Origin of the sequence: Streptomyces luteolifulvus (assembly GCF_008806595.1) — a bacterium.
Classification (GTDB): Bacteria; Actinomycetota; Actinomycetes; order Streptomycetales; family Streptomycetaceae; genus Streptomyces; species Streptomyces luteolifulvus.
In genome coordinates, this window is sequence record NZ_VZRB01000049.1 from 15,959 (window position 1) to 37,852 (window position 21,894).

23 protein-coding genes are annotated in these 21,894 nt (G+C 68.4%); 8 read left to right on the forward strand and 15 right to left on the reverse strand.

Annotated elements, in window-relative coordinates; genetic code table 11:
- Positions 1-268 precede the first annotated feature (268 nt).
- Complete coding sequence (locus F7R91_RS37880; protein ID WP_150957847.1) at positions 269-1,225, forward strand: AraC family transcriptional regulator; 957 nt, start codon at positions 269-271, stop codon at positions 1,223-1,225.
- 129 nt (positions 1,226-1,354) lie between these two features.
- Here the strand turns inward: F7R91_RS37880 and F7R91_RS37885 are convergent, their stop codons facing one another.
- The 4 genes from F7R91_RS37885 to folE form a co-directional block, all read right to left on the reverse strand.
- Positions 1,355-3,703, reverse strand: coding sequence for a discoidin domain-containing protein (locus F7R91_RS37885; protein WP_225321032.1), 2,349 nt, complete (start codon positions 3,701-3,703; stop codon positions 1,355-1,357).
- 337 nt (positions 3,704-4,040) lie between these two features.
- A complete protein-coding gene (locus tag F7R91_RS37890; protein ID WP_150957851.1) occupies positions 4,041-4,691 on the reverse strand; it encodes an NUDIX hydrolase in 651 nt (216 codons plus the stop codon).
- 26 nt (positions 4,692-4,717) lie between these two features.
- On the reverse strand, positions 4,718-6,001 hold the full coding sequence (locus tag F7R91_RS37895; RefSeq protein WP_331000705.1) for an MFS transporter: 1,284 nt from the start codon (positions 5,999-6,001) through the stop codon (positions 4,718-4,720).
- A 126-nt stretch (positions 6,002-6,127) separates the two neighbouring features.
- Complete coding sequence (gene folE, locus F7R91_RS37900; protein ID WP_150957853.1) at positions 6,128-6,661, reverse strand: GTP cyclohydrolase I; 534 nt, start codon at positions 6,659-6,661, stop codon at positions 6,128-6,130.
- A 450-nt stretch (positions 6,662-7,111) separates the two neighbouring features.
- Between folE and F7R91_RS43375 the strand changes: the two genes are divergently transcribed.
- The 3 genes from F7R91_RS43375 (at position 7,112) to F7R91_RS37910 (ending at position 8,942) form a co-directional block, all read left to right on the forward strand.
- Positions 7,112-7,573: a transposase family protein gene (locus tag F7R91_RS43375; protein WP_225321033.1), complete on the forward strand. Its 462-nt coding sequence runs from the start codon at positions 7,112-7,114 to the stop codon at positions 7,571-7,573.
- 12 nt (positions 7,574-7,585) lie between these two features.
- Positions 7,586-8,260, forward strand: a complete 675-nt coding sequence (locus F7R91_RS43380; RefSeq protein ID WP_225321036.1) for an ISAs1 family transposase — start codon at positions 7,586-7,588, stop codon at positions 8,258-8,260.
- Positions 8,261-8,588: 328 nt separating this feature from the next.
- The gene (locus tag F7R91_RS37910; RefSeq protein WP_150957884.1) at positions 8,589-8,942 is read left to right on the forward strand and encodes a VOC family protein; all 354 of its coding nucleotides are present in this window, start codon (positions 8,589-8,591) and stop codon (positions 8,940-8,942) included.
- A gap of 111 nt (positions 8,943-9,053) precedes the next feature.
- Here the strand turns inward: F7R91_RS37910 and F7R91_RS37915 are convergent, their stop codons facing one another.
- The gene (locus tag F7R91_RS37915) at positions 9,054-10,058 is read right to left on the reverse strand and encodes an AraC family transcriptional regulator (protein ID WP_225321035.1); all 1,005 of its coding nucleotides are present in this window, start codon (positions 10,056-10,058) and stop codon (positions 9,054-9,056) included.
- Between the two features lie 130 nt (positions 10,059-10,188).
- Between F7R91_RS37915 and F7R91_RS37920 the strand changes: the two genes are divergently transcribed.
- On the forward strand, positions 10,189-10,440 hold the full coding sequence (locus F7R91_RS37920) for a DUF4242 domain-containing protein (protein WP_150957855.1): 252 nt from the start codon (positions 10,189-10,191) through the stop codon (positions 10,438-10,440).
- A 169-nt stretch (positions 10,441-10,609) separates the two neighbouring features.
- Here F7R91_RS37920 and F7R91_RS37925 read toward each other — a convergent pair whose 3' ends face one another.
- Complete coding sequence (locus tag F7R91_RS37925; protein WP_150957857.1) at positions 10,610-11,071, reverse strand: MarR family winged helix-turn-helix transcriptional regulator; 462 nt, start codon at positions 11,069-11,071, stop codon at positions 10,610-10,612.
- A 99-nt stretch (positions 11,072-11,170) separates the two neighbouring features.
- Between F7R91_RS37925 and F7R91_RS37930 the strand changes: the two genes are divergently transcribed.
- Entirely contained in the window at positions 11,171-12,037 is an 867-nt protein-coding gene (locus F7R91_RS37930; protein WP_150957859.1) for an SDR family oxidoreductase, read from the forward strand.
- Positions 12,038-12,119: 82 nt separating this feature from the next.
- On the opposite strand, the gene F7R91_RS37935 is transcribed toward F7R91_RS37930, so the two are convergent.
- The 5 genes from F7R91_RS37935 to F7R91_RS37950 all read right to left on the reverse strand — a co-directional run bounded on the left by F7R91_RS37935 (position 12,120) and on the right by F7R91_RS37950 (position 16,044).
- Positions 12,120-12,791, reverse strand: a complete 672-nt coding sequence (locus F7R91_RS37935; protein WP_150957861.1) for a response regulator — start codon at positions 12,789-12,791, stop codon at positions 12,120-12,122.
- Positions 12,788-13,957, reverse strand: coding sequence for a sensor histidine kinase (locus F7R91_RS37940; RefSeq protein WP_150957863.1), 1,170 nt, complete (start codon positions 13,955-13,957; stop codon positions 12,788-12,790). The genes F7R91_RS37935 and F7R91_RS37940 overlap by 4 nt, the downstream gene beginning before the upstream one ends.
- Before the next feature lie 245 nt (positions 13,958-14,202).
- Positions 14,203-14,676, reverse strand: coding sequence for a hypothetical protein (locus F7R91_RS37945; RefSeq protein ID WP_150957865.1), 474 nt, complete (start codon positions 14,674-14,676; stop codon positions 14,203-14,205).
- Between the two features lie 575 nt (positions 14,677-15,251).
- Positions 15,252-15,650 (reverse strand): luciferase domain-containing protein, encoded by a 399-nt coding sequence (locus tag F7R91_RS44450; RefSeq protein ID WP_408056097.1) that lies wholly within the window; start codon positions 15,648-15,650, stop codon positions 15,252-15,254.
- A gap of 169 nt (positions 15,651-15,819) precedes the next feature.
- The gene (locus F7R91_RS37950) at positions 15,820-16,044 is read right to left on the reverse strand and encodes a hypothetical protein (RefSeq protein WP_150957867.1); all 225 of its coding nucleotides are present in this window, start codon (positions 16,042-16,044) and stop codon (positions 15,820-15,822) included.
- 167 nt (positions 16,045-16,211) lie between these two features.
- On the opposite strand from F7R91_RS37950, the gene F7R91_RS37955 reads away from it, so the two are divergent.
- Entirely contained in the window at positions 16,212-18,590 is a 2,379-nt protein-coding gene (locus tag F7R91_RS37955; protein WP_150957869.1) for an ATP-binding protein, read from the forward strand.
- A gap of 94 nt (positions 18,591-18,684) precedes the next feature.
- On the opposite strand, the gene F7R91_RS37960 is transcribed toward F7R91_RS37955, so the two are convergent.
- The 4 genes from F7R91_RS37960 to F7R91_RS37975 form a co-directional block, all read right to left on the reverse strand.
- Complete coding sequence (locus F7R91_RS37960) at positions 18,685-18,957, reverse strand: hypothetical protein (RefSeq protein ID WP_150957871.1); 273 nt, start codon at positions 18,955-18,957, stop codon at positions 18,685-18,687.
- 37 nt (positions 18,958-18,994) lie between these two features.
- Positions 18,995-19,441 carry a MerR family transcriptional regulator gene (locus F7R91_RS37965; RefSeq protein ID WP_150957873.1) on the reverse strand — a complete coding sequence of 149 codons (447 nt, stop codon included), beginning with the start codon at positions 19,439-19,441 and terminating at the stop codon, positions 18,995-18,997.
- Entirely contained in the window at positions 19,438-19,782 is a 345-nt protein-coding gene (locus tag F7R91_RS37970) for a hypothetical protein (protein WP_150957875.1), read from the reverse strand. Before F7R91_RS37970 ends, F7R91_RS37965 begins: the two co-directional genes overlap by 4 nt.
- 149 nt (positions 19,783-19,931) lie before the next feature.
- Positions 19,932-20,408, reverse strand: a complete 477-nt coding sequence (locus tag F7R91_RS37975) for an Lrp/AsnC family transcriptional regulator (RefSeq protein WP_150957876.1) — start codon at positions 20,406-20,408, stop codon at positions 19,932-19,934.
- A gap of 100 nt (positions 20,409-20,508) precedes the next feature.
- On the opposite strand from F7R91_RS37975, the gene F7R91_RS37980 reads away from it, so the two are divergent.
- Complete coding sequence (locus tag F7R91_RS37980; RefSeq protein ID WP_150957877.1) at positions 20,509-21,189, forward strand: YitT family protein; 681 nt, start codon at positions 20,509-20,511, stop codon at positions 21,187-21,189.
- Positions 21,190-21,894 lie beyond the last annotated feature (705 nt).

A 21,894-nucleotide genomic window follows, 5' to 3' on the forward strand; every position in this document is an offset into this window, starting at 1 on the left:
GTGAGTTGACGGGCGCACGACGGTAGCGACGTCGCTCGGGTACGCACTTGCCCGTACACGCAAGGAAGTTGCTGTGGGGCGCACGCGCGCCGCGAGGTACACCTCCGGGCGCCCAGCGCTTGCCTTTGGCATGTGCCAATGAGCCTGTGGTGCTCCCGGATACCGCTTGCTGCCCGTAATGTGACCACGCGTAAGCAGCCTGTGAACGCAGCGGAGTTCAGGGCTGCTCACGTAAGCCGCCCAAACCCGTCGCAGCGGAGGAGCCACGTTGCCCACGGGACGTTACCTTCTGGAGTCGCAGTCCACGGGCGACGTGGACCCGCGTGAGCGGGCCGACTTCTGGAGCGAACACATCGCGTCCTATCAGTCCCGGATGGGGTACCGCTACGCGCACCCCGACAACTTCAGGGGCGAAACGGTCCGCCAGCGCAGCCACAACTACCAGCTCGTCAGGTTCGAGTCGGACGAGATCGAATACAGCCGGACCGCCCAGCAGATACGGCAGACTCCGGACGAGGACTACCGCCTCCTCCTGCCGATCAACGGGCGGATCCTGCTGCGGCAGGACGACGAGGTGGCCCACCTCACGCCCGGGTCGGCCGCCTTGGTCACCTTCGGCGCCCCCTTCCAGTGCCTGCAGGAGGACCGCACACTGGCCTACATCTTCACCATCCCCGCCCGTGAGATCGACGGCCCGCTTTGCCGGAAGTCACCGCTGGCCTCCGGGCTGGACCTGACACGAGGGCTCGGAGGGGTGGTGCGCTCCATGCTGAACGGTCTGCACGAGGAGCGCCACGCCCTGACCGACTCGCAGTTCGACGCCGTCTCGGACCGTATCGTCGAGCTCCTGTGCATGCTCGTCTCCGGCGACGACCGTCCCGACGCCCCGGGCCATCTCACGGAGGTGGAGGCGCTGGCCCGCCGCTATGTGCGCGACCAAGCGGCCGACCCCGGCCTGACCGGTACGTCCATGGCGCACGCCCTGGGCTGGTCATTGCGGCAGATCCAACTGGCCCTCCAGCGCGTGGGCACGACCCCCCGTGACCTGATCCGTGAGGAACGCCTGCGCCTGGTGCGCGACCGGCTCCAGTGCGCCGAGTGCGACCACATGACGATCACGGAACTCGCCCACGCCTCGGGTTTCTCCTCGGCCAGCGCGCTGAGCACGGCCTTCCGCCGACGCTTCGGGGTGTGCCCCCGGGAGATGCGCCGCGGGGCCGGCTGACCCGTCCGGCGGGCGACTGGCCCCGTCCGGCGGGGCCGCCGGGCCCCTTCGCGCGGTCCGCCGGGGCGGATGCAGTGGGCTGTGCCGACGACCCGGCCGGGCGGGAGTTGCCCGGTCGGGTTCACGGCGTCAGCCGATCGTCAGCATGCGGGCCCTGCTCGGCACCCCCTGAGCGTCGAGAGCGAACAGCATGTACGTCCCTGGCAGGGCGATACCCGGGTCGGCCGGGATGTCGACCTGGTACGTGGTGCCGGCCGTGGCCCGGAACCGCAGGGGCACGCGCCGCTGGTCGTTGTCGGTGGAGTGGGTCGCCGCACCGGCGCGTACGAGCGCGAACGACGTGACGGCCTTGTCCGTGGTCACCGACAACCGGGCGCCGTTTCCTGCCCGAACGGGCACCGAACCGGTGATGGCCGGACGGGGCCTTTCGCTGCCGTCGGCGTTGAGCAGATACGGCGGAGTGAAGACCGCGCCGTCCAGGTGGTTCGTGGCGCAGTCCCCGCACAGGCCCCCGCCACCGGAGAAGATCCGGCCGTCCGGCAGCAGGTTGGCGACGCTGTGGTAGTTGCGCGGCAGGGCCATGGACGCCGCGGGGGTGAACTTCCCGGTGGCTGGATCCCAGATCTCCGGGGTCATGGCGGATGTCGCGTCGCTGAAGGGTACGGGGTAGGACTGTCCGCCGAACACCGCGACCTTCCCGTCCGGCATGACTACGCTGTTGCTGAACGCGCGCGCGAAGCGCATGTCCCCGGTACGGGCGCTCACCGGCTGTCCGCTGCCGCTCGCGTCGACGGTGTAGGCACGGTGCGTGGCCCTGGCCTTCTCGTAGGCGGTGGCGCCGCCGAGGGTGAGCAGCTTGCCGATGTCGTACGCGACCGCGTTGCCGTTCATGGCGTCCTGGCTGTCGGCGCGGTTCCCGGCCGACGCGATGCTCCCGGCGCCGGTCGTGGTGATCCAGTTCATCTGCTTGCTCGGGCCGAGCTGCAGTACTCGGCCGCCCGAAGTGGCGTGCAGCCACTGATGGTTGTCCGCCCGGTAGGCACCCGCCGGGTCGGCCGTCATGGTCGTGGTGACGGGTACGCCGGGCAGGGCGCGCCAGGTTCCCGTGGTGGGCGACCACACTTCGGCGTTCTTGCCGCCCCGGCCGCCGCTCCAGGAACCACCCAGGACGAAGGCCTCGCCGTTGGACAGCAGGGTCATCGCCTGGTAGCCGCGCGGTATGCGCATGTCCGCGGTGGACGTCCAGGCGTCCGTCGCCGGATCGTAGATGCTGGCACGCTCCGCGTTGCTGCCGCCGGTGACCAGGACGCGCCCGTCGGACAGGATGACGGTCCCCGGGCAGAACATGTCGTGCCCGATGTTGTCGATGCGCCGCTGAGTGACCTGGCCGGTCGTCAGGTCCATGATGGCGGTCTGGGTATAGCCATTGCTGCCGCCGAACCGGTCGATGCCGTATGCCGACCAGGCCAGCAGCTTGTTGTCCGGCAGGACGGCCGTGGCCACCGGGACCAGCGGGAAACCCTTCACCGGACCCCAGGCACCCGCGAGGGCGGGATCCGCGGGCCCGGCCAGCCGGATTTCTGCCGCCGAGGACCAGGGGCCACGGCCGCCCGCCTCACTGGTGGCGGTCAGCCGCACATACCGTGCCGTCACCGGCCGGAGGAACGAGGCACCCTTGATCGTGTCGTCGTCCGCCCAGGTGCCGGAGGCCACCGGCGCACCGAAGGACGCACCGTCCGAACTGGTGGTGACGGTGAAGGCGCCGATCCGGCCGTTCACACCCTGACGCGGCTGATAGGTGAGCTGGGAGACCGTGCGGGGCGTCTTCATGTCGACGGTGATGCTGTGCGGCAGCGGAGCGGGACTCCCCGACCACTTGCTGTGCCAGAGGGTGTCGGCATCCCCGTCCAGCACATGGGCGGCGCGTCCGTCCTCGGAGGCGCTCTCCTCGTCGCTGGCCGCGGCAGTCCATCCCTCACGCGACAGGTCGACGACACCGGCGGTGGATCCTGGATCGCCGAGCAGGTCGAGCTCCGCCGCGGAGGTCCACGGACCGCGTCCGCCCGCCTCTGTCAGCGCCGTCAGCCGCACATACCGGGTGCCCTGCGCGGCGAAGGACAGCGTCTTGACCGTCGCGTCGTCCGCGAGAGTGCCGGAGGCCACCGGCGCACCCCACGTCCGGCCGTCGTCGCTCAGCCGGATCTCGTACCTGCCGACACGGCCGTTGGGGCTGACGGCCCGCGGCCGGTAGAGCACCGCCGACACCACGGCGGTGCGATGCATGTCGATGGTGATGCTGTGCGGCAGCGGAGCGGGAGTCCCCGACCACTTGCTGTGCCAGAGGGTGGCGGTGTCCCCGTCCAGCACATTGATGGCGCGCCCGTTCTCCGCGGCGCTCTCCTCGTCGCTGGCGGACACCGTCCACCCGACCCGTGGCAGCACCTCTGCGGCGGGCTCCATCGCGGAGGCGGGCGCCACCCCGTGATGCGGGGCGAACCCCGCACCACCGGGCCCGGCCTCCCCTGAACTGCTGGCCCTTGCGTCTCCCTGGCCAAGGCCCATGAGAGGAAGCACCGCGGTGGCCATGGCCAGCACCGCGACGAGGACGAGCGTGCGGGAACTTAGCAGGGGAGGCCATGGCGTACGGGTTGAGCCGGATCTTCGACTACGCGGTATCGGCACGGTGATGTTCTCCGAGGGTGAGAAGGCGCCTTGCGGCGCAGCGAGATGATGGCCATCACAGCTGTGTCGTGCCGGGGCGTACAGGGAGTTCTGAGCCAATGCCCCGGGGGGCGACTGTAGAAGAGGCGCACCTTCATCTGGTCACGGGCGGACCGTCCACGGCGTGCCGGAGTCTGTCGGCATGGCGATCGATGAGGTGTTCCACGGCGAACGTGGGTTGGGAGGAGAGCGCTTCGTCAAGGGTGAGCCAGGCAGGGGCCTCGCCTTCCTCGTTCACCGTCAATTCCCCCTGGCCTCCTGCCGCCACGTGGTTTTCGACGTCCAGCAGATAGGTGTGCCAACGATGCGCGTCGGAGCCCCTCCTGCACGTGTCTCCGTCGAGAAGCTCGTCCGCAACGAGCTGAAGGCCCTCGTATGCGTCGCGGATTCCTACTTCCTCCCAAAGTTCCCGCGCTGCCGCCCGCTTGGGGTCCTCTCCGCGTTCAACATGGCCTGCGGGCACGGTCAGACGGTACGGAAAGGCAGTTCTCTGAAAGAAGAGAAATCTCCCTCGCGGGTCCCGCACGAAAACACCCGCACTCTCATGCCAGTACTCGCCGTCCGCATCGGTCCACCAGCTGATGCGGGGATCGATGACAATGGCTCTTTCGGCCTCGCGCCCGCACGAGACGCAGTTGCATCGCTTTCTTCCGTCCACGACGTTCCATTCGACGGTCTCGGCGTGACAGTAAAGGCAGTACTCGCCATGAGTGTCGTCCCGCAGCGGAAGGAAGTCGATTTTCATCCTGCCCCATCAGAGTCGTTGCTCGGTCAGATTCTGTTGCGGTCTGGCTTGCTGACGTCCGGTGTTTTCCGCGAGCGCTCCGATCCCTCACCCACATCCAATGGAGGCGCCCTGTCTGCAGGGCCGTTCGCGGACGTGCGGGTGCCCGTCAGCAGAAGGACGGTGCCAAGTCCGCCGAAGAGGAAGGTCGCGGCAGCGACGGTGCCCCATCCCGCCGCAGCGATCGCCAGGCCGAAGACCGGCGGTCCCAGCAGGATTCCCACACTGCCGACTTGATTGAGGATGCCGTTGGCGACATCGAGATGCTCGGCACGGCTCACCACTCCGGGCACGGCAGCGAAGACTGCGGAGATCAGCAGTCCGTCGACGAGGAGAACAAGCATGGCGGCACCGCCGCTGACCGCGAGGGGGAAGTCGGCCGAAAAGGCGGGGAGGCAGGCCACCGGCATCAGTGCGCCCAGCGGGACGAGCGAGGACAGGGCCAGACCGCGCCCCAGCAGCCAGCTGGCGGCAAGCCCGCCGAGGGCACTGCCCAGGCAGACGAGTGCCACCACGGTACCGGCCACCGTCGGCGTCACTTCTCGGTACTCGGTGAGGAAGAGCGGGAGGACCATCACCACAGCGACGCCGACCAGCGACAGGCTTCCGTACGCCGCGCCGAGCCTCACCGCACCGCTCCAAGTGCCGGCTGCGCGACGAGGGTGCTGGGCGGGCGTCCGGGGCAGCCGAGGCAGGACGGCGGCGAGCACGCCTGCCATGATCAGCGGACCGAGCCCTGTGAGCGCCAGCCATCGGTTCCACGTCCACCGGGATGCCAGGACTCCGCCCGCGGCCGCGGCAAGGGCCAGGCCTGTCGGAACGCACGTACCCCACAACGCGAGCGCCGCCGATCGGATGCCGCCCTGCGTCACACGGGTGAGAACGACCGGACCCGCCACGAACACCAGCAGGTAGCCGACTCCTTCAACGATCCGCGACCCGAGCAGCACGCCCCAGGATCCGGCGGTCGCGCTGACGGCGGTTGCCATCGACATGACGAACAGGCCCCAGGACAGAGCCCGGTGGGCGCCCAGGCGGCTGATCCACCATCCCGCAGGGATACCGAGGACGGCACTCACGGCCGTAATGCTCGATGTGGCCCAGGCGAGCGCACCGGCTGACAGCCCCAGGGACGAACGCAGAGCGGATCCCGCCGGTGAGACGGCACCCAGGCCGACTGCCGCCAGCACGCCGGCGAGCCATGTCGCCACAACGTACTTCCAGGGTGACGTCGACACGCGTCGGTGACTGCCTCTCTTCCTCTCGCGCACGGGTCCTCCTTGTGGTGGCTGGCGCGTCGTCCCGTACGGCGTCGTTCAGGGCCGGGGTGACGTGTGTCGGGTGTCGCGTGGCGGGAGGGCCGATCTCTTGCGCGCCTCCCGCCACGCGAGTCCGAATCAGTCGTCCAGGCCGAACTTGGCCAGCAACTCCTGATGGCCCGCCACATACGAGGTGTCGGTGATCACGGTGTGGTCGGAGGGACCGCGGCTGCACATGCACATGTGGCGGCTACGGGAGGTGACGCGCACGGCTTTCGCGCCGCCGGAGGACATGATCTCTTCGGCGATGTCCTTGACGAGGTACTCCTGGATCTGGAAGCGCCGGCTGAACGCCTGCACCAGCCGAGGGAATTTCCCGAGTCCGAGAATTCGGTCACCGGGGACATAGGAGATGTTGACCTTCCCGAAGAACGGCAGGAAGTGGTGCGCGCAGATCGAGAAGAAGTTGTTCTCCTGGACGCGCACCACGCCGGTGTGTTCGCCGTTCACCAGGCAGGTGGTTTTGAGGATCTTTGAGGTGTCGATCTCGTAGCCGCTCAGCAGCTCACGATAGGCCCGGACGATGCGATCCTCGCACTCCGAGCCGTTGTACCAACCGAGCGCTCTCTCGTCGGTGGTTACATTGGTCTTGAGCCAGTCTTGAATGGTCACCTGCGACCTCCATTCCCACTTCCACCAAGGGCTCCGAATCCCGGTGGAGTTATTTCACTATCCACCCAGTTGCATTCGTTGGGAACATCGCCCGCTTGGCTCGCACCCGATCAGACCAATGCACGGGTGATGTGGTAATACCTAAGTATTCAAAGCGCCGGGGAAAAGAACGTTTCACCTGGTGCTTAAGCCAGGTCGGCAGCGGGAACCCGGCGCCCGAATGGCCATGAAAAAACCGCCTGTTGAGCGCCGGAGCGCGGCCCGCTCATTCTGCCCGTCGTGCTATAGCCCAACCTTGCGCCCCCGTCAGGGCTGTTGCAAAGTCTCTTGGGTAGGTGAAGGTGCTGGTCACGGCGTAGTGACGATGTCCTGGCGGCCCGCTACGAACAGATCGAGGCTCCCGTTGTGGACGGATGACCTTGCCAGTCGCCGTTCAGAACCGGAGCCTCGATGTGCCGTCAGTCTGCCACCGTCTGTCTCGTCAAATCGCCTGTGCTGGTGGGGTGTTCGGGGCTGTCGCTGGCCGAGCGGCTGGTCAGGCTGCCGGACCCGCGCCATCGTCGCGGCGTGCGTCACCCGTTCGTGGCCGTGCTGTTGATCGCCGCCTCGGCCGTGGTGGCGGGCGCGCGTTCGTACGCGGCGATCGCGCAGTGGGCCCGCAGTGCTCCGCAACAGGCTCTGGCCCGGCTCGGCGCACGCCTGGTGACCTCCTTGAATGTGCGCATCGCGCCGTCCGCGGCGACGATCCGCCGCATCATCGCCGGCGCCTGCCCGGGCGGTCTCGCCGACCTGACCGGCGAGGGCCCGGGCCAGGCGGAGTCGGTGGCCGCGGACGGCAAGAGCGCCCGTGGTTCCCGCCACAGTGAGGTGCCGGCCGCGCACCTGCTCGCCGCGATGACCAGCGACGGCTGAACCGTCACCCAGCTGCGGGTTCCGGACAAGACGAACGAAATCACCTGCTTCGCCGCCCTGTTGGCCCCCTTCGACCTGGCCGGGATCGTCGTGACGGCCGATGCCCTGCACACCCAGCGTGACCACGCCGTCTTCCTGGTCGAGGCCAAGCAGGCGCACTACGCGTTCACCGTGAAGAAGAACCGGCCCACCCTGCACGAGCGCATGCGCACGCTGCCCTGGGAACAGGCCACCGCGAAGTTCTACGACTGCAGCGAGGGCCACGGCCGCAAGGAAACCCGGGTCGTTCAGGTCCTGACCGTCGAGGACCTGGACTTCCCGCACGCCGCCCAGGTCGCGAAGATCACCCGGCACCGCACCAGCCTGAGGACCGGGAAGCGGACCCGCGAAACCGTCTACGTGATCACCAACCTGACCAGCCGGGAAGCATCCCCGGAGAGGATCGCGCGGCTCGTCAGGTCACAGTGGGTGATCGAGAATCGGCTGCACTTCGTCCGCGATGTCACGTTCGACGAGGACCGTTCCCAAGTCCGTACCGGTCATGGCCCTGAGAACATGGCCACCCTGCGCAACCTCGCGATCAACAAGCTCCGCGAGCATGGACACACCAACATTGCCGCCGGCCTCCGGGAGATGTCCTACCAGCCCTTCACCCGGCCACTCGACCTCCTGGGCGTGACCCCGTGACCAGCAACTACACCAAGATCAAAGGACTTTGAAAAGGCCCTGGCGCCCCCGTGGCGGTCCGACACGCGCGACTACTCAGGCTCGCCCGCGGTGAGCAATGTCCTTGGCGAGACTCTGGTTTCGGCGGGCGGTAGGCGATGGGCTCGTCGGTCCGCCAGCCCGCCGCCAACATGAACAGGTGGTCGTGACCAGCGGTTTGGGCCGTCCCCACAGTCCCGCGATCCCACACGGCGTCCCGATGGCCACCGTGATCATGATGGGGACGGGATGTGAAGCGGGCGATGGTGTGGTGCCCCCTCCCCGATCGCCGTCCTGGCAGGATGGCGGCATGGAACGAGTGCTTGGAATCGGCGGATACTTCCTTCGGGCCACCGACCCCGGGGCCCTGAGTGCGTGGTATCGCGATTGCCTGGGCCTGGACGCCGATGAGCACGGCCTGTGGCGTCAGGAAGCCGGGGTGACGGTGTTCGCGACGTTCGAGTCCGAGACCGACTACTTCGGGTCCCGCACCCAGCAGACCATGCTCAACTTCCGAGTCCGCGACCTGGATGCGATGCTCGCGCAATTGCGCGCCAAGGGGGCGGACGTGGCCCAGGAGACTCAGGACATGGAGGGTGTCGGTCGATTCGGCTGGGTGACCGATCCTGAGGGCAATCGGCTCGAACTGTGGCAGCCCGCCTGACCGTGCCATCACGCAGGCACACTCGGACCTTTGCTGAGCGGCAGCAGAGGCGGGCGGCCCGCCGGCTTCGACAGAGAGATGTACAAGCGGCGCAACGAGGCCGGCGATTGATTACGGGCCCATCTCCGGACGGACGATCTTGCCGGGTTGTTCGCGGCGCCATGCGCCAGGTGCCGTGGAGTGGGCGCGTTTGAAGGCTCGGCTGAAAGCCTCCTCCGAGTCGTATCCGACACGGTGGGCAACGGCGGCGACCGAGTGCCGGGTTGTGGCGAGCAGGTTCTCGGCCAGGTGCATCCGCCAGTCGGTGAGATAGCGGATGGGCGAGCGCCCCAGTACCTGGCGGAATCGCTCGTCCAGCGCGGAGCGGGAGACCGCTACCGTGTCGGCCAGTTGCTGCACGCTCCAGCGGCGATCCGGCGCGGCGTGCATGCGCGCCAGCACCGGTGCGAGAACCGGGTCCGAGAGCGCGGCCAGCCACCTGGTGTCGATGGCCGGGGTGGCGGCCAGGTGCAGTCGCAGGGTTTCCAGCAGCACCAGTTCCGGGAGCTTCGTCGCCGTCGGGTCGGTGCGCGGTGTCGGGCTACCCGCCGCCAGGGCGTAGTCGATGCTGGACCGGATCCAGGCCGCGGCCGGTCCCTCCGGGGGGCGCACCACGAAGAGGGGCGGCAGGGCCTGAAGGTCGGGGTTGAACAGTGGATGGTCGCAGTGAAGATAGCCGCACACGATGTCGGTGCGGCCGCCACCCGCGCCGTGACGAAGCATCGGCAAGGCCCGCCAGGGGGGCGGATCGAGCAGATCGAGGATGGGAACCTCCTCCGCCGTCTCGGATCCGCCCATCGAGTGCTGCTCGCCATAGGGCACGACAACGACGTCGCCCTCACGGGCCCACAAGCGCTCACCGCCTCGGGTCCGGGCCCAGCACTCCCCGCCGGCGACGATATGGAAAATGATCAAGCGTCTCGCGCTCGGTCGGAGGATCCGGACCAGCTGGTCGGACGTCGGCGACTGGTATGCCCACCCTTCCGTGAACTCGGCCCGGAAGAACAGCGCCCCGTCCAGCCGGAGACCCTGCAGGACCGCATTCAGTGTGGTCCACGCCGCTGGACGCTGCGTCACCGCCCTGTCGGAGCCATCCGCGGGGTTACGGCTAGGAGCCCCGGTCGTGTGGTCATGGCTCTTCTTGCGGGCCGTCACGAGTATCAAGTGTGGCACCGCTCGGGGTGCCCGTCACACGAAGGGAACGACCATGGCGCTGTACCTGGACGTCCACACGATCAGTGGGGGCGTCACCGCGGAAGACGCAGCAATGGCGCACAGGGCGGATCTGCAGACGCAGGGCAGGTTCGGGGTCCGCTACCTGCGGTACTGGGTCAACGAGACGCAGGGAAAGGTCTTCTGCCTCATCGACGCACCCTCGGCGGAGGCCGCCACCGCCGTGCACAACGAGGCACACGGTCTGCTCGCCGATGACATCTTCCTCGTCGAGGAGGGCGACTGAAGGGCGGGGTGACGCGCGGGCCGGCCGCCGTTTCGGGGGGTTGCCACATAGTCGCCGGCCGCGGCGCGGGCGGGAGTCGGGCGCCGGATTCTAGGGGGTGTCGTTTGGATCAGGCTGGCTGTTGAGGAGCGGCGCCTTGCAGACGCCGGCATGATCCAAACGACACCCCCTAGGCGTCCTTGTGGGCTTTGAGCTTCTGCCACACGGTACTGAGCGCCTGCAGATCGTCCCCGTCGAGGACGTCGGTGAAGACGGGGGCGAGGCACTCGCGGCGGGTGGCGTCGGCCTGCTCGAAGAGCCGGTGGCCCTCGGGGGTGAGGGAAACCTCGACGGAGCGGGCGTCGTGGGGGGAGGGGGTGCGGGTGACCAGCCCGCGGCTTTGGAGGGCGTCGACGACGCGCGAGACCTGGCTGCGGCTGAGCATCGTGCTGTTGCCCAGGACCGAGGCCGGAACGGGATCGGGGCTTGAGGCCAGCCAGAGCAGGACCTCGAACCAGGAGACCGGCAGGTCGTGCGCCTTGCCCAGGGCGCGGTCCACGCGGTCGGTCAGGACGGTTCCGGCCCAGACCAGCCCGTAGAAGGCGTGGTCGGCCACCGGCATCTCGGCCTGGGTGAGCTTCTTCTTCGGCATGGCTTCAGCTTAGCGGGTTGCGTGTACACGCACGTAAATGCATTATGGTGTGTGTACACGCACGCAAATGCCCCTTCCGCGTCACGAAAGGCCTCCACCATGTCCGCCCAGCCGTCCCAGCCGTCCCAGTCCTCCAAGGTCGTCCTCATCACCGGCACCTCCTCCGGTATCGGCCTCGCCGCCGCCGTCTCCGCGGCACGCGCCGGCTGGACCACGGTCGCCACGCTCCGTGATCCCAGCCGCTCCGACGCCCTGCGCAAGGCCGCCGCCGAGGCGGGCGTGGAGCTCGACATCCGCCGACTCGACGTCACCGACGCGGCCTCGATCACGGCGGCCGTCGACGGCGTGCTCGCCGACTACGGTCACCTGGACGCCGTCGTCAACAACGCGGGCGCCGGACACCTCGGCACCCTGGAGAACGAGTCCCTGGCCGATGTCCGCAAGGTCATGGAGGTCAACTTCTTCGGCGTGCTCAACGTCTCGAAGGCGGCCATGCCCCACCTGCGCGCCTCCGGCGGCCGTCTGATCACCGTCACCAGCGTCGGCGGCGTCATCGGGCAGCCCTTCAACGAGGCCTACTGCGCTGCCAAGTTCGCCGTCGAGGGATACATGGAGAGCCTGGCCCCCGTGGCCGCGGCGCACGGCGTCTCCGTCTGCGTGATCGAGCCCGGCGCCGTGGCCACCGAGTTCGTCGCCAACGTCGGCGTCGACCTGGACGAGGCCGTTGCCGATGCCGGGGTGTACGCGCCCCAGCTGAACGCCTACCTCAAGCGCACGGTCGCGCAGTTCTTCGACGGCGCGCAGAGCGCCGAGGGCGCCGCCGAGTCGGTGATAGCGGCGCTGACCGCTGACGAGCCCGCCTTCCGCCTGCAGACCTCCGACTGGGCCCGCGGCTTTGCGGGCACCAAGATCTCCGACCTGGACGGCTCCGCGGTCCTCGGCATGACCAACGGCTGGGTCGCCTGACTGGGCGCTGCGGACGGAGAGCGGTGGGGTCATCGGCGAGGCTTCGAACCGGGCGGAACTGCTGTCGCCCACCGCGACGATCTCAGCCGCCCGGCGTGACCAGCCCCGTCTCGTACGCGATCACCACGGCCTGAGCCCTGCTGTCCAGGTGCAGTTTGCTCATGGTGCGGTTGAGGTGGGTTTTGACGGTCGCCTCGCTGATGAAGAGGTGGTCGGCGATCTCCAGGTTGCTGAGACCGCGTCCGATCAGCTTCAGCACCTCCACCTCCCGCGACGTCAACGGGGCGAGGTCGGGCGGGAGTTGGCCACCGCTGACGTACGTCTCGGTCTGCCGGGCGAAGGCGTCGACGAGCCGGCGCGTCACGCTCGGCGCGAACAGCGCGTCACCGCCGCTGACCGCGGCCACCGCGGCGAGCAGCCGTTCCGGCCCCGAGTCCTTCAGCAGGAAGCCCGAGGCCCCGGCGCGGAGTCCGCCGTACACGTACTCGTCGAGGTCGAAGGTGGTCAGTACCAGCACCCGTGGCGCGGGGTCGGGCGCCTGGGCGAGGATCTTCTTGGTGGCCTCGATGCCGTTCATGCCGGGCATCCGGATGTCCATCAGCACCACGTCGGGGCGTGTGCGGGCGGCCAGTGCCACGGCTTCCTCGCCGTCGCTCGCCTCGCCGACGACCTCGATCCCGGGTGCAGCGTTCAGCACGCCCACCAGTCCGGCACGGATGAGGAACTGGTCGTCGACGACAAGCACCTTGGTCATCCCCGTTTGCCGTCCCCCTGCGCGTCGTCTCCGAGCCGCCCGGCCTGCGGCGAGGTCGGCAGGGTCAGCCGTACGGCGAAACCGCCCTCGCTGCGTGGGCCGACACGGATCGTCCCGCCGTAGAGCTTGGCCCGTTCACGCATGCCAATCAAGCCCAGTCCCGGCCCGGCGGGCAGCCTGTCCTGAATCACCCCCTGTCCGTCGTTGACGACCGAAACCGCGACCTCGTGGGCTCCGTAGTGCAGCACGACCATGACCCGGGCCTGACGAGCGTGCTTGATCACGTTGGTCAGGGCCTCCTGCACGACCCGGTACGCACACAGTTCGACACCGGGCGCGAGCGGCCGCGCCGTTCCCTCGATGCGCAGCTCGACCGGTACGCCGCCCGCCCGGACCCGTTCCACCAGGTCGCCCAGGCGGGCGAGGCCCGGCATCGGGTCGGGCGGCGCGCCGTCCGTCTCCTCCGCACGCAGTACTTGGAGCATGCGCCGCAGCTCCTCAAGGGCTTCCGCGCTGGTGCCGGTGATGGTGTCCAGGGCGGTCCGCGCCGTGGGCGGGTCGGACTCGAAGACGAACGTCCCGAGGCCGGCCTGCACGGAGATCACCGACATATGGTGCGCGACCACGTCGTGCAGTTCGCGCGCGATCCGGCTGCGCTCCTCGGCGACCGCGCGCCGGGCCCGCTCGGCCTTCTCCCGCCGCAGCCGGCGGGTGAGTTCGGCGGACCTCAGTGCCAGGGTTCCGAACCACCACAGAACCGCGGCGAAGCCCACGGCCTGCCCCACCACCGACACCATGGAGGCCTTCGGGGCAAGCGCCCCCGCGTAGATCCACACCGCGGCCATGAGCACCGCGCAGCCTGCCGAGACCCGCGCCGGGCGCAGCGACGCGACCGTGTAGATCGCGAGCATCGGGCCGAAGGAGTTCACCACGGGCCAGTAGCCGGCCGTGATGTAGCCGAACCAGATCAGCAGGGACGTCAGGGCCACGGTGACCGGCGCCCGGCTGCGGGCGACCAGCGGAAAGTTGACCGCTCCCACCAGGACGTAGCCCGGCGCATCGAGCGGGGGCCACCCCTGTGCGGTCGCCTCCTGCGCCATCAGTACGGCGATGGTGGTCGGCGCGGCCGCGAGCAGCGCGTCGACGGCCAGGGGGCGGATCGGCATCATCGCAGCGTAGCTCCGGGAGGGAGTACGGCACGTCAAACCAACGCGGTACGGCCGCTACCGCGGGGTTGACCGTGCCGGCAGATTCACGGACTTCCAACGCGCCGGGTTGACGCCCGCACGGCCCGTTCCTGTCGAGAAGACGGTCCAGGGACCGGCTCGGTCGAACCGGTCCCTGGACGCCTGCCCGGCAGCGGCGTCCCCCTTGGCCAGGCCGGGCACAGCAGGGCGCCTGTGATCCGGGCTCAGCAGAGTCGCCAGGTACCCGGCCAGCTCCCGTTCCCGCGCGGTCGCCACCAGCACCTGTTGTCCGTGCCGATGGTCGCCACGCCCGTCGGGTCGGTGGCGTACGCGCCGTTCGGTGCGGCACTGCGGGCCACGCCACCGAGGCTCTTCCAGCCGCCGGCGCCCCTCCAGATGTGGTAGATCCGGTAGTTGGTGCCGACGACGAAGTACTCGTAGTTTCCGCCGCCCCAGTTGTACCTGAAGTAGTCGAAGCCGCAGACCCGGTAACCGCGGTGCCCGTAGACGTCGATGGCACACGCGGCGTTTGCTGACGCGCCGTCGGCCGGCTTGGAGCCTTCGAACTTCTCGATCGAGACGGGTGCGGTGCGCTGCGCCGGCACGCCCTCCGCTGCGGCCGAGGCGGGCGCCATTGAGGCCAAGGTGCCCAGGAACACGGCGGCGAGCGTCCCCGGTAAGACCGTTCCGCGTTTCATGCTTTCTCCCATCGCAGAGTTTCGACACGGGGAACCTACGAGCGCGGTCACATGGGGTCGTCAAACGTGAGTTGGAGTATGGGGTCAACTCTCGCGGTAGGCAGGAGACGTCCTACGCCGCACGGTTGAGGCCGGACGTCTTCCGCCGGTGGGGTACGGCGCCCTTGCACCGCACGATTCCGCTTCCGTTTCCGTCTGGTGCAGCCCGCCGTCTGTTCGGCTCAAAGCCGCGTGGTCGGGGTCTGCCGGGTGTGGCAGCCTGAGGCGGACCGAGCCCAGGAGGACTGCAGGAGGACTGCTGCCGTGAGCGAAACTGCCGAGGTCACGGGGCCGCAGATCTCGCAGCGCTGTCAGATCGACTGCGTGCGCGTGGGAGAGCCGGAGCGGCGGCGGGCCGTGTTCCGTTTGACGGTGACCAACCGCTCGGAGGTGGCGGTGGGGCGGTGGGCGATGTCTTTCAATCTGCCCCCTGGTACACACGCGTACGGGAAGGGAACCGAATTCGACATCGCTCCGGAGATCTCCGCGGCGAGCGGCCCTCCGGCCGTGTTCGAGGTGGAATGTCTGGGGGATGTCTACCTGTGTGCAGCCACATGGGATCTTGCGCCCGGCGCGCGGGCCGCAGTCCGTGTCACGGTCCACGGCCCGGACTGTCTCACCCGGTCATCCAGGCCGCAGGGACTGAGCGTTCTCTCCTGAGGCATCCAGCCAGGGCCTGAGTCCAGATGAACGGTCACCCACGCCGACCCCGGATGCAGCCGGATCGCGGTGGACCGGCTCAGCTCCGGATGCAGCCGCCGGATGACAGCTCCCGTCAGGTGAAGATCGGCATCGTGCTCCCCATGGATGTGCACGATCTCAGCATCGGCGGCACGCAAGGCAACTCCGCATCCGCACGCGGGAACAGCACGGCGGAGATCAGGCCATGCCCCCAGCTGTTCCACCGCATGCTGTGCTTCGTTCATGCAAGTCATCCTGGCCCGGGAAGGTGCGCAGAACCACCCCTGTTCCGGGCCGCCTCACAGCCCGGCTCCACGCATCGTGTCGGCTGGGGCCACCGCGACCCCACCCGGATGGGTGAAGTCGCTAGGTCATGGCCTGTCTCCGGTGCATTGGGCGGCGGTTCGTGGCAGTCAGTGGCGGTCAGTCCGAATCCGGCTGAGTGAGGCTGTAGGAAGGCACTGGGTCGGGGGACGCCGGCCCATGGCCGGTGGACCCCGTTCCGTGCAGGATCAGTGCCATGATCAGCGCAACCACAACTGCGCCCAGGACCATCTCAGTGATCGCTTTGACGATGAGGTCAGCGAGGCGCGCTCCGGGGATCAGCAGCATGAGACAACCCAGTATGGCTAACGAGATGGTGGACATCCGACCCTCCGCTCTGTTCGGCCCGCATCGACGGGAATAAGCAGTACGCTCCGCTTCGGGCAGGGGTCTTCCAATGGTTTGACAGTTCAGGATGGTTACGAACGCCCAAAAACTGTGGCTTTTACGGTTAATTCCGGCATGCTGGATCCGGCTGCGGACGAGGAAGCATGAACAAACAGACACCTTGCCCGTCAGTCGGCCCACCGGACCCAGAGGCTGCACGCTCCATCGCAGAGTTCGGCGCGTTACTTCGGCAACTGCGTATCTGGGCAAAGGTGTCGATCGGTGCCCTGGGCAAGCAGAGCATAGGGCACCGCTGTTTGGGGAAGCTGAGCAAAGGTACGGTTTCCCAACGGGAACGAGGGCAAGGCATGCCCAGGTCCTATGAGGACTACGAGTTGTTCGTGGACTGCTTCGTGCGCGCGTGCCTGGCGCACACACAGTTGCCGACGGAAACCCTCCAGACCGAGGTCGATCGCTGGTGCAGTGCATGGCGGGCGCTGGCCAATGCTCCCTCCTCGGACGTGGGCACGGAACATTCCCCGCCTCGGCTCCTGCCTCCCGCAACGACTTCCCATCTGGCCGGGCGCCTGTCACATGTGGAGGAGCTGGACCGGCTCCTTGCCGGCTCTTCCGCGCAGGAGGAGGTTCCCCTCGTCTCCATCACCGGGCCGCCTGGCGTGGGCAAGACGGCCCTGGCCATCCAATGGGCTCACCGGGTGGCGGAACGGTTCCCCGATGGGCAGTTGTACGTGGACCTCCGCGGCTGGGACGGCGACCACGAGGTGCTGGCGCCGGAGACGGTGCTGAGCCGTTTCCTCAGAGACCTGCGGGTTCCCGATGCCGAACTGCCGTCGACGCTGGATGAACTTGAGGCCCGCTTTCGTACCGAGACTGCCGATCGTCGCATGCTGCTGGTGCTCGACAACGCGGCAGGACCCGAACAGATCCGCCCGCTGCTGCCTGGTTCGCGCCACTGCCGCACCGTGGTGACCAGCCGAGCTCCGCTGACCGGCATCGGCGCCCGGGCCATGCCGCTCGATGTGCTGAGCGAGACGGAGTCGTTCGAGCTGATCGCCTCACTCATCGGCGTCGTCCGTGCACAGGACGAGCCGGACGCGGTCAGCCTTGTGGCACGGCTGTGTGCCCGACTCCCGCTGGCGCTGCGGATCGTGGGCGAGGGCATCGCCGTCCGGCCCGCCATCTCAGTGGCCGAAGCAGCTGAAGAGATCGCCGACGAGTCAACTCGGCTGGACACGCTCGGCGTGGGCACCGACGAGGCACATGACATCCGTTCGGTCTTCTCCTGGTCACTGCGCTACCTCAGTCCGCCGGCCGCCCGGCTGTTCCGGCTTCTGGGACTCCACGAGGGACCAGATCTGCCCCTGCCTGTCGTCGCCGCACTCGCCGACATTCCGTCGGCGGCCGCACGCCACCTCGTTCACATGCTCGTGCGGGTCAACCTCATCGAACAGCGACCAGGCGGCCGTTACCGCTTCCACGACCTGCTCCGGCTGTATGCACGAGAGCGCGCCATGGACCTCCCGCAAGAACAACGGATCCAAGCTGTCGAACGGTTGTCGGCCTGGTACCTCAAGGCGGGCGACGCCTCCGACCGGGTCTTTGCCCCAAGCCGCCGACGCGTCCCGATTCACGATCGCGACCTCCCTCACGTCCCGGCGGCGCCGCCCATGGCCGACCACCGGGCCGCGTTCGCCTGGGGTGACACGGAGCGGGAGAACGTGCTGTCGGTGGTGCGCCAGTGTGCGAGGGAGGAACTGCACGAGGCCGCCTGGCAGTTGCCCGCGGTCATGGGTGAGTACTTCTACCTTCGTAAGATGTGGGCCGACCTCTACGCAACCCACAAGGACGCCTTACCGTCGGCCCAGCGCACAAGTCTCGTCGCGGAGGCCTGGATCCGCAGCAACCTCGGCTTCGCCGGCAGTCACATCGGGATGTACCGAGAGGCTGAAGAACACTGCCGGAGGGCGGTGGAAGCCACGACGAGCATCGGTGACCCGATGAGCACGGGCATCGCCTGGAACAACCTGGGGATCGCCCTCGGCGGGCTCCGGGAGTGGGACGAGGCCCTCGCCGCATTCCAGCGTGCCCTTGAATTGCATCGCTCCCAAGGAAACCAGTGGGGCGAAGCCCATGCGCTCATGAACATGGCACGTGCTCACGCCGGCCGAGGCGAATGGGACGCGGCGGTCGAGCTGTACGTACGGGCCGGGGAACTGCACGGAGCCATCGGAAACCGAGTGGTGGAAGGCACAGTGCTGCACGAACTCGGCCTCGCCCACGCCGCACAGGCGCGATGGGAACAGGCAACCGACTGCTACCAACGCGCCCTGGCCATACACAACGAGGTGGACAACCGGATCGGCGCCGGCATCACTCTGGACGACCTGGCTGCCGCGCTGTTGGCGAGGGGACACCGCGATGAGGCGCTGGACCGCTGGCGCCAAGCACTGATCGTCCTCGAGGAACTCGCGCATCCGCGAGCCGAACTCGTACGCAATCGCCTCGAGTCGGCACAGCGGTAACTCACCTACGGGGTGCTGTGACCGTCCATGGCCGGCGGATCTCGCACAGCCGGCCAGGACTACCGGGCAACCGGGCAACCGGGACGAGCGGTGGTCATGTCCCGAGACCCTGACCACCGGCCGGGCCTCCGATCTTGAGGGGGCCTTCGGCCTTGCCGCAACCGCAGCCGCTGTCACCTGCGACTGAAGCGCGGCACGAGCACGAGGGGCGGCGCTTCCCGAACCACCACACCCCAGCGGCCGCCGCGGCCAGCGCGATGGCCAGGGCGGGCAGCCAGCCGACGACCACCGAGGCGCCGGTGCCCACGACACCGGCCGCGATCAGCACGGGCAGCAGGCAGCACGCCACACACGCCAGTCCGGCCATGCCGGCCAGTGTCCTCGGGCCGCGCATCGGACGTGGTTCAGCGGCAGGGTCCGGCATTGCGGCTCTCCTCGGCGAGGTGGGTGAACGGGATGGGACAGCAGGCGCTCCCGGCGCAGACGGTCAGGTCGTCGCACCCGGCCTCGAGTGCCTCCGCGAGTGCGGTGCGGATGGTCGTCAGGTCGGCGATCTTCCCGTCGACTTCGGCGAGCTTGGCCGCCGCCCGCTCCTGCAGGCCGGCGACCGGGCGGCCGTGGCGGTGGCGGCCGGCTTCGAGCAGCTCGGCCACCTCGTCGAGGGTGAACCCCAGTCGCTGCGCGGCCTTGATGACCCGCAGCGTGGTGACCGCCTGATCCCCGTACAGGCGGTGACCACCCGGGCTGCGGTCCGGCTCGGGCAGCAGCCCACGCCGCTCGTAATAGCGCAGAGTCTGGATGTTCACGCCGGCCTGCTCGGCAACCTGACCACTGCGCAGCTCCCCGGTCACGAAGTCTCCGAGGTGTCCGCGATACGTCCCGCCCGTGCGGCCAGCGCGTCCAGGACCGGCGCGTGCACCTGCTCCACCGCGACGTCCAGCAGCACCGCCCCCGAGTCGACCCCGACGGTCAAGTCGAAGAAGGCGCAGCAGCCGCTTTCCCGCCCCACCAGATCGCGCACCCTTCCCTCGATGCCGGTGTCGCTCCCCAGGTCGAGGCGCAGGCGCAGCGGCTCGGGCCGGGACACCCTCCGTAGCCGGTCCGTCAGCAGCCCGTCCCATGCCGCAATGCGCAGCGGCCGCTCCTCGGTCGGCAAGGTGCACGACTGCGGCACCCAGTCCAGATCGGTCATGATCTCTCCTCCCGTCGTCAGTCCCCGGGCGGGACGCTTACGACGGTAAACCAGTACCTGGGTAGAGGATGCAAGCCTGTGGGCTGGTGCGCCGGAACACGTCGACCTCATGCCGACCTCACGTGGGGCATGCTCATGTCGCGCCGTGTTCAGGAGCCGGAGTGTGCGACCACCTCGAGCAGGCCACGGGTCCGGTTCGGCATGGCCTGCGAGAGTGACATGGCCGTGTTCGAGCGGACCACGCCCTCGATGGCAAGGATCGTGTTGGCGATGCGGTACAGATGCTCGGTGTCTCGCGCCACCACTTTGGCGAGCAGGTCCGCCTCACCGGTGGTTGCGTGGACCTCCACCACTTCCGGGATGTTCTGAAGCTCGCTCATCGCGTTCGCCCCCTCGCTCTGGCTGATCGCGAGCGACAGGAACGCGACGAGGCTGTAGCCCAGGGACGCCGGGGAGACGCGCTGGCTGAAGCCGAGGAGCAGATTGGCTCGCTCCATCCGCTGAAGGCGTGCGTGCACGGTGTTGCGGGACACTTCGAGGACTTTCGCCAGCTGCAGGATCGTGGCGCCAGGATCATCGTCGAGAGCGAGGAGGATTCGGGCATCGAGTGGGTCGATCGTCTTCATGCTTGTCATTGTGCCCCGATTCTGCGGATCGGGTGTGCATTCATCCCAGCTCCGGGGCTGGAGCTTGTGAATCCGTCCTCCGGCTCCGACCATCGGCGTCATGACCGATTCAGCCGTGTCCCCGGCGCCCACGCCTCGCCGGACGGCGGGCCAGGAGAGCGGCAATCCCTCGACCCCGACCGTCACCCCGACCAAGCACAGCGTGATCGAGGATCTGCTGGGGATCCTCACCGGAACCTTCCTCGTCTCCCTCGGGCTCTTCCTGCTGAGAACCAGCGAGACGGTGACAGGCGGCACCGCCGGCCTCGCGCTGCTCCTCAGCTACGCCATCCATCTGCCCTTCGGGGTGATCTTCCTCGCCGTCAACGTGCCCTTCTTCGCGCTCGCTGTCTCGAAGAAGGGGTGGGACTTCACGATCCGTACGGCGCTCTCGGTCAGCTTGGTGTCCGTGATGGCCTCTCTCCATCCTGCTGAGATCACCCATATCCATGTGGACCCGGTCTACGCCACCCTCGTCGGCAACCTGCTTGCCGGAATGGGACTGCTGATCCTCATCCGCCACCGATCCAGCCTCGGCGGCTTCAACATCCTCGTTCTGATCGTTCAGGAACGCTTCGGACTGCGCGCCGGATACGTCCAAATGATCCTCGACGTCACGGTCGTGGTCGCATCTCTCGCGATCGTCTCACCGCTCAAGGTGGCACTTTCCGCCGCCGGCGCCGTCCTCCTGAACATCGTCCTCGCCTTCAACCATCGGCCGGGGCGCTACACCGGGACATGACGGGCGGGCGCCCGTTGCGAGATGTCGTTCCCTGTCCACCCGCTTTACCGAGGCACCTTGGCCGTGCTCTCGGTCGGCAGGTCCTCGGGCAGCAGGAGCCGCAGGTCGTCCAGGCCGGAGGCGGCGGACGCGGCCGGGCCGCGTCCTTGCTCAGGCCCTGCCGGGTGCCGGCGGTTCCTCGCCCTCCGCCCTCGGTTGCGCCACCTGATCGTTCGGGCCGTGGCACAGGGCCATGGACAGCCGCGGGTCGACCGGACGGCCGGCCGAGGGTGCGGTGGGGCGGGGCGGTGGCAGGGGTAAGGGAGTGGCCGTCCGCCGTGTCAGCTCGTGGCCGCGGGCGGATCGACCCGGTGCGGCACTGAGAATCCTCAGGGGCATTGTGTCCGCGAAGTCCTTTCCCGCGTGGGGAGGTGAGGGGGCGTCGGCCTCCCGCAGGAGCGCGAGCTGGGAGGAGACGGTCCGCCAGGTGGTCGAGCGGCGAAGGCCGCCGGGCTGGGCCGTGTCGAGACGATCGTGAGCTGTCCAAACGCGGTGCCGCCTGCGCGTACAGGCCGCCGCGGACCGCTATGGGACGAAGGGTGCCCCCAATGCCGTTGCTTGAGTTCTAAACCAATCGAGGCAGAAGGGTGATGGTCTTTGGCTGGGTGCGGCGTGTCGGCTGACGTGTCCAGCCCTTCGGTGGGTCGGCGTACTTGAGCTTGAAGC